Origin of the sequence: Paenibacillus sp. P22, assembly GCF_000469945.2 — a bacterium.
Taxonomy (GTDB): domain Bacteria; phylum Bacillota; class Bacilli; order Paenibacillales; family Paenibacillaceae; genus Paenibacillus_O; species Paenibacillus_O humicus.
The window spans coordinates 20,758-27,748 of the sequence record NZ_CBRA020000031.1 but is presented as its reverse complement, the minus strand read 5'-3'; the positions used below and the strand labels follow the sequence as shown (position 1 = coordinate 27,748).

Below are 6,991 nucleotides of genomic sequence, written 5' to 3'. Positions count from 1 at the left end.
GTTCTAACAAAGGCGGATTCAAACCATCCCGAATCGGAAGAGAGTCCCATGACGGCAGCATGAAAGCTAAAGCGAGTCGCGGAATTTGCGGATGGGTCTGTTGCCGTTCTACTGAAGAATGCTGGAGCGAAGGTGGTATGCAGCTTGTGGTGGTTCATTATTCCTTTTGGCGTCATTGCCGCCCTTTATGTAACGTTTCTATTCTATCCGGCGTTAGGCGGACGGATATCCCGTGAAGAGCGCTCGGCGTTCGTTGCAAAGGGAGCTTTATATTCCGGCCGTAAATTCAACAACATCATTCCAACCTCTACCGCTGCCAGTCCTGCTGCTATGATTGCCGTGGCGAAGGAATTTATCAAAGGCGGGAATAATCGCAAGCCCGCTGCAGCACTCCCGATCGACCGGGTCGATCCCGCTGAATTCACGGGCTCCGATGAGACGAGCATCGTATGGTTTGGACATTCGACGTTTCTGCTGCACATGGAGGGGCAGACCCTCTTGGTCGATCCGATGCTCGGCCGCGCACCGTCGCCCTTTCCGCTATTCGGAGGCAAACGGTTCAGCGGTCGGCCGCCGCTGGATGCCGAGCAATTGCCGCCGCTGGACGCCGTACTCATCACCCACGATCACTACGATCATCTCGACTACGGCACCGTCAAACGGATCAAGGATAAGGTCGGCCGCTTCTTCGTACCGCTCGGCGTAAGGGCTCATTTAATTCGATGGGGCGTAGATCCGGACAAAATCGAGGAGCTCGGTTGGTGGGATACCGCTGCCTTGGGAGGACTGCAGCTCGCTTGTACGCCGGCGCGCCATTTCTCGGGCAGGCGCGGAGTCGATCAAAATGCGACTCTTTGGTGTTCCTGGGTCGTGAGAGGTCGGCACAAGAGCGTCTTCTGCAGCGGAGACAGCGGTTACGGTCCCCACTTTAAAGAAATCGGCGATCGGTACGGACCTTTCGACGTTGCCATGATGGAATGCGGCCAGTACGATGCAAGCTGGGAAGCAATCCATATGATGCCGGAGCAGACGGTGCAGGCGCATCTTGATGTGCAGGCGAATCTGCTGATTCCAATCCACTGGGGCGCCTTTACATTGGCTCTGCACGAATGGACCGATCCAATCGAGCGTGTCGTTGCAGCAGCAAGCCAACAAGGCGTGGCGATCGCAACGCCAAGGCTCGGTCAAACCGTCCTTGTCGGCGCTCCGCAATCGTCGGCCTGGTGGAAATAGGCGAATCAAACCGAAAGCAGCACGAGTGCTTGCCGCTCCGTGCTGCTCTCTTCTTAATTAACCGTGAATGGATTATCCGATGATGTTACGAGAAATACGGCTTCCACACATGGACATGCCACTGTTTCTCATTGGCTGCGTGTGGGATGCCGAACGACATGAACCTTTAATATTCTCCCTTAATGACGAAAAACGAACCCCGGATTGTGCCCGCTAGTTTAGACTTCTGCCTGGCAAACTTGAACTTCTCTTCCAGCTCCTTCGGTATGTCCATCCCCTCTGAGAGCTTGAAGCCAACGGCCCGTTTCTTAGGGTCATCTACGGTATACATGACATTGATCGAAAGACCGTCCTCATAAAAGACGTAGGCAAATTTGATGTTCTCCACTTGGAAACGCGACGTTTCCAACGGTTTGGCCGCAAACTCGATACCCCGTTCCTCTTTTAAAATCCGGTTCACATAATCCAGCGTCTCCCGGCTTTCGCTTGCCGGAACAACCGTAAATTCATGCTTGTATTTGTTCATAAAGTAACGGGCCTCATTGGCACGCAGACCAGCAAGCGCGTCGGCTACAGGTGAAGACTCTAGACCAACCGTGGACACATGATTGAAGTCAACGATATAGGACATTTCCATCTCTCCTTTTCATCTCATTATTCCCAAAAAAACGCGGGTATTTTCGGTGTGGCTCACAGCACTGCTTGCACGGCAAGTCACTTTTGAGCATCAAGTATAAACATCGTTGCATCTTGTCCCATGAACAAGTTATCTCCGGCATAAAAAGTTTTGGATTGAATGTTTCCATACCCCATTTTCGTCATTTTGCCGATTAATTCCTCTTGATGGAATCCATTATGAACGAGATCTGAAACGATATGTTCATTTTTATTGAAATCGACGATAAGCAAATGTCCTCCTTCATGGAGAACGTCAAATAACCGGGATAGGATGAATTCGTAATCCTCGATATGAAGCAGCACCTGAGCCATGAAAATATAATCCGCACGTAAATCCGATAACTCACTCTTTTCAAAATCAAAGCATAGTGTATGTGCATTCGAAAGATTGGAATCGGAAATTTTTTGCTGGATTTGATTCATCATGTTCGGTGAAGCATCCAGAAACAGCATGGAATGAAAATCGTTCAGCAAATTCATGCCGACAAGACCGGTGCCGCATCCAAAATCGATTGCATTCTTGCTTTTAGCGTCAGCTAAATGTTCACGAATGGCATCCGATGATACCTTGGCGATATGGATTCTCTCCGGCGTGTCATATGTGCCCGCTATCCTTTCAAACTTATCCGTATTTCCCATGTTCACCTCTCCAATCGATCTCAAAAAGGCTCGCATCATAAAACTTGCCGTTGCTTGGCGAATTCCGCTCATTCGAAACTACGGCGTTCTACTTCTCCTGCTCCACAATGACCTGCTCGATCCCCAGCAAAATCAGCTTCAATCCGAACTCAAAAGCCCGGTCGGTCCCCATCAGCTCGAACAGCCCGTTCGTGAACATCCTCCGGAACAGCCCCGCTTCCGTCTCGCTCATGGAGTCAAGCAGCGCAGCCATCTCCTCGCCCGGAAGCACTTCCTGTTCTTTAAGGACAGCGGAAACATTGCGCTCATGCTGATAATTGTCCAGAACAAAGTAGAAGACATAGTTCACTAGCGTAGTAACCACCTGCATCTTCTGCTCCTGCTCAAGCGGCGTCGATTCCACGCAGAGCAGCATGCGGTTGGTGAACCGGATGATGTCCGGTTCGTGGGGCAGCGTCATCATCATGAGCTGCGTGGAGCAGGGATACCGGCTGAGCACATTCCGTACCGTTGCCGCAAGATCCGTCAGCTGCTCCTTCCAGTCTCCGTCGGAGTGGAACTCCTCCAGAATCATTCTCGAAACCTGGTTCGCCAGACGCTGGTACAGATTCTGCTTGCTCTTGAAGTACCAGTACAGAGAGGGAGCCTGGATTCCCAGCCGGTCGGCCAATCGCCTCATGCTGAATTTCTCGATGCCATCCTCTCCCAGAAGCTCCCACGAGGTTGCCAAAATCTTATCCTCCGAAATTTGAGGCTGCTGCTTTTTCATCCTTATCCGCCCTTTTATCTAACAGTGTAAGTTTATGCTTTACAGGTGCATAGGTTCATGATATCATCTAACACTGTAAGGTTCAATCTAACACCGTTAGAGTGCAAGAAAAAATAAAGGAAGAAAGCAGTGATCTCCATGGAGGCAGAAAACCTTCACTACTTCGAAAAAGCGCCAATCGCAAAAGCCGTCGCTCACTTTGCCGTACCGATGATGCTCGGCACGTCGATGGGTGTCATCTATTCCATCTTGAATGCCTATTTCCTCGGCACCCTCCACCATACGGCCATGCTGACCGCACTCGCGCTGACCTTGCCGTTGTTCGCGGCCATTATGGCGCTGGGCAACTTGATTGGCATAGGCAGCGGCGCGTTCATCTCCCGCTTGCTGGGCGAGAAAAAATATGATGTTGTCAAGCATGTGTCCTCATTCGCCTTTTACAGCAGTCTATTTCTCGGCCTAATTGTGATGGCCGTCGGCCTCCCGATAATCGATCCCATCGTTCATGGGCTGGGGGCGACGCCTGACTCCTTCGGCTTCACAAAGGACTATGTCACCGTCATGCTTATGGGGTCGCCCTTCGTCGTGTTATTCTTCACACTGGAAAATATCGTACGCTCCGAAGGAGCAGCCGTCACGTCGATGATCGGCATGATTCTCAGTGTTGTCGTCAATATTATTCTCGATGCGCTCGTTATCTTCGTCTTCCATTGGGGTGTGATCGGCGTTGCGTCCGCTACGGTCATTTCCAACCTCGCGGCAGGTGTATTCTTTGCCTTTCATATCAGATACAAGAGCTCCTTCTTAACCATTTCCGTAAAATGGTTCAAGGTGACGATGGACATTCTGGGCAATATATTCAAAATCGGAGTCCCCGTCTTTATCATGAGCATCTTCTTGGGAGCCATGTCGCTCATCTTCAACCATTATCTTGTGGATTATGGGAATCAGGCCGTAGCGGCTTATGGCGTATCGTCCCGTTTATTGCAATTTCCCGAATTTATTCTGATGGGCCTGTGCGAGGGAGTCGTACCGTTGATCGCCTTCACCTTTACAGCCAATAAACTGCGCATGAAGCATGCCATTGGATTTACAATCAAAGCGATTGTGGCGTTGGCAGTCGTTTTTGGCGTCATCGTCTATCTGATTTCCGACCACTTGATCGGCATGTTTACGAATGACCCGCAATTGATTGAAATGGGCAGCTACATTCTGCATGTGACGTTCCTATCCTTGTTCATTACCGGAATGACCACGTTGTTCACGGGAATCTTCCAAGCAACAGCGCAAGGAACGGCAGCGTTTATTATGTCCATTATTCAAGGAATCACTCTGATTCCCGTGCTCTATATCGCCAATCGAATGAACGGCTTCCACGGGGTCGTCTGGTCGCTCGTCATCGCGGATGCCGTCGCTTTCCTTGTCGGCGCCGTCATGCTGTATGTCCTGCGGACCAAGCTGCAGCCGGATTTGGAATCTTTGGTACAGTAGAAGAGCTATGCCGCTGTTGGGCGAAGCTGCCGCAATCAAGCAATTTCCCCGTCAGCTCAATAGCAAATGAATGACAACTCGTTATTTCTCCCAAAGCTCGACAAGTCGACCGTCGGGATCTTCAATCCAAATAAATTTCCCAAATTCACTAGCCTCTTTTTTCTTTGCAAGAGGTACACCAATACGTTCAAGATGCTCAATAGTCTCGTCTAGATGATATACTTGGAAATTCAACATCACTTGTTGTTCTGTTGGAAAATAGCTGTCATTCTCGGTGAAGAAAGAAAAGATCGTCTCATTTCCTGATTGGGGTTTTATCACAGTCCCATTCCAATTTTCAATCTCAATTTTCAACACTTCACTGTACCATTTTTTTGTTTCTTCAAGATTTTTAGTTCTCCAAAATATTCCTCCAAAACCTTTTATCATGGTTATCATACTCCTCTGTCATGAAATTTTCTGCTATCCGATTGCAATAGATATTCGAGCTTAAATTTCAAGTTCCTGTTACAGGCAAGACGCCCGTGCCGTCCCGGAAGCATCAAAGCCGCCGGACCTCTGACCGAGTCCGGCGGCTTTTTCGTCCAGCCATTTTTTTGGGATGCTTCTGTATTGCATTTATTCCACAGGAGTCGATCCCTGTATCCTGGCAAGCTCATCACGCTTCAGCTTCAGAAGTTTCTCGATCCGCTCGAGTTCTTCCCTGGCTTGGCGCGAAGCGTTCTTGGCCTGTTGAATCTGCTGTTCATAATCCATCCTCCGGCATATGGGCATTAGAATGAAATCGTATACCCATCCGCCATCCCGTTCCGCGCCCGAAGCGTTCAGAAGCACCGGAAGGACCCCGCCGCTGCTCGTTTTCAAAGTCAAATACATCTCCTCGACGCTCCGGTTCAGCTTGATGAGAGGAAGGAAATATAGTTGGAAAAAAACCTGGCTGGAACGGGTCAGCAGCGATTCGAAGCTGCTTCCGCAAATTCCCTGTTTCTCATATCCCAGCAATCGGCACAGCGTGGCGTTGACCTCCCGAACGTCACGATTGTCGTCCATCAACACATATCCGCAAGGTGCACGATCCAGTTGTTCGTCCATGCTATCGTCTGAGCTCGGCTTTTCGGGCGCTCCCGGCCGATGCCAAGTAGGCTTGGATCAGCCTGATCGTTTCCTCGGGATGGCTCATGTGCGGACAATGGCCGGTGGCATCCATGAGCTGAAATTCGCCTCCCGGCATATGATGGGTGATGTAAGCCCCCGCTTCCAGCGGTGCGATCACATCCTCGGCGCATTGCAGAATCAAGGAAGGCACCTTCACCTGTCCCAGCTCCCCCCGGTAATCGGAGAGAAATGTCGCTTCGGCAAACCGCCGGGCCACCTTCGGATCGGTTGCGCAGAAGCTCCGCTCAAGTTCGGCGGACAATTGGGGGCGGCCCGGATTGCCCATAATGACAGGTGCCAGATAGCTGGCCCATCCCTGATCGTTTTTGTCCATCATATCCAGCAGAGCGAGCAGATCCTCGCGTTCAAACCCTCCTATATAATCGGGAAGGTCGTTTATATATCGGGCAGAAGGGCCAATCAATATCAGCCGTTCAAAATATTCGGGTCTGCGGATCGAAGCGAGGATGCCGATCATGGCGCCTACGGAATGGCCCACGAGAATAGCGTCACGGGTCTCCAGCGCCTCGCATATATCCAATACATCCTGGGCATATCCGTCCAGATTGCCGTAGCGGACCGGGTTATAGGCCCGGATGTCCGACTTGCCCGATCCGACAAAGTCAAACAGGACTACCTTGTATTGTTCTTCGAACGCAGGTGCGACAAACCGCCACATGTTTTGACCGCAGCCGAAGCCATGGGCAAAAATCAAATGTTGGGTGCCGCTGCCTGTTACTTGAACGTTGTTGCGGACAAAAGTCTGTTGATGGTCCATGCTGTTTCCTCCAGTTCACAAATTTTCTTCGAATTCATAGGGTGAACCGCTCGGAAAATGAATCTCATTATGCTAGTATATCAAACCTGCTGAATAAAAGATTAACAATCCATACCAATGAAAAACTCACAAACAAGCGCGAATCGGTTCTGCTCCAGGCCACTAAGGGACGCATATGCATAGGAGAAGCACAACGGCTCCCGGTCATGCCGGACCTCAATTCGTCCCGGATTAAGAGAATTGTCTTC

Annotated in this window: 8 protein-coding genes; 2 read left to right on the top strand and 6 right to left on the bottom strand. The window is 50.4% G+C overall.

Translation table 11 applies throughout. The features are described 5' to 3' along the window. Window positions 1-144: 144 nt before the first annotated feature. Window positions 145-1,233: an MBL fold metallo-hydrolase gene (locus BN871_RS06785; protein WP_048745111.1), complete on the top strand. Its 1,089-nt coding sequence runs from the start codon at window positions 145-147 to the stop codon at window positions 1,231-1,233. 166 nt (window positions 1,234-1,399) lie between these two features. On the opposite strand, the gene BN871_RS06780 is transcribed toward BN871_RS06785, so the two are convergent. The 3 genes from BN871_RS06780 to BN871_RS06770 all read right to left on the bottom strand — a co-directional run bounded on the left by BN871_RS06780 (window position 1,400) and on the right by BN871_RS06770 (window position 3,319). Further along, complete coding sequence (locus BN871_RS06780; RefSeq protein ID WP_048745110.1) at window positions 1,400-1,864, bottom strand: hypothetical protein; 465 nt, start codon at window positions 1,862-1,864, stop codon at window positions 1,400-1,402. 83 nt (window positions 1,865-1,947) lie between these two features. Beyond that, a complete protein-coding gene (locus tag BN871_RS06775) occupies window positions 1,948-2,550 on the bottom strand; it encodes a class I SAM-dependent methyltransferase (protein WP_048745115.1) in 603 nt (200 codons plus the stop codon). Window positions 2,551-2,638: 88 nt separating this feature from the next. Continuing rightward, the gene (locus BN871_RS06770; protein ID WP_048745109.1) at window positions 2,639-3,319 is read right to left on the bottom strand and encodes a TetR/AcrR family transcriptional regulator; all 681 of its coding nucleotides are present in this window, start codon (window positions 3,317-3,319) and stop codon (window positions 2,639-2,641) included. A 138-nt stretch (window positions 3,320-3,457) separates the two neighbouring features. Here BN871_RS06770 and BN871_RS06765 point away from each other — a divergent pair, with 138 nt between their 5' ends. Next, complete coding sequence (locus BN871_RS06765) at window positions 3,458-4,810, top strand: MATE family efflux transporter (protein WP_048745114.1); 1,353 nt, start codon at window positions 3,458-3,460, stop codon at window positions 4,808-4,810. Window positions 4,811-4,891: 81 nt separating this feature from the next. On the opposite strand, the gene BN871_RS06760 is transcribed toward BN871_RS06765, so the two are convergent. The 3 genes from BN871_RS06760 to BN871_RS06750 all read right to left on the bottom strand — a co-directional run bounded on the left by BN871_RS06760 (window position 4,892) and on the right by BN871_RS06750 (window position 6,743). Then, window positions 4,892-5,239: a VOC family protein gene (locus BN871_RS06760; protein ID WP_048745108.1), complete on the bottom strand. Its 348-nt coding sequence runs from the start codon at window positions 5,237-5,239 to the stop codon at window positions 4,892-4,894. Window positions 5,240-5,428: 189 nt separating this feature from the next. Continuing rightward, complete coding sequence (locus BN871_RS06755; RefSeq protein ID WP_069202488.1) at window positions 5,429-5,902, bottom strand: PAS domain S-box protein; 474 nt, start codon at window positions 5,900-5,902, stop codon at window positions 5,429-5,431. Between the two features lies 1 nt (window position 5,903). Then, complete coding sequence (locus BN871_RS06750; protein WP_021881748.1) at window positions 5,904-6,743, bottom strand: alpha/beta fold hydrolase; 840 nt, start codon at window positions 6,741-6,743, stop codon at window positions 5,904-5,906. Window positions 6,744-6,991 lie beyond the last annotated feature (248 nt).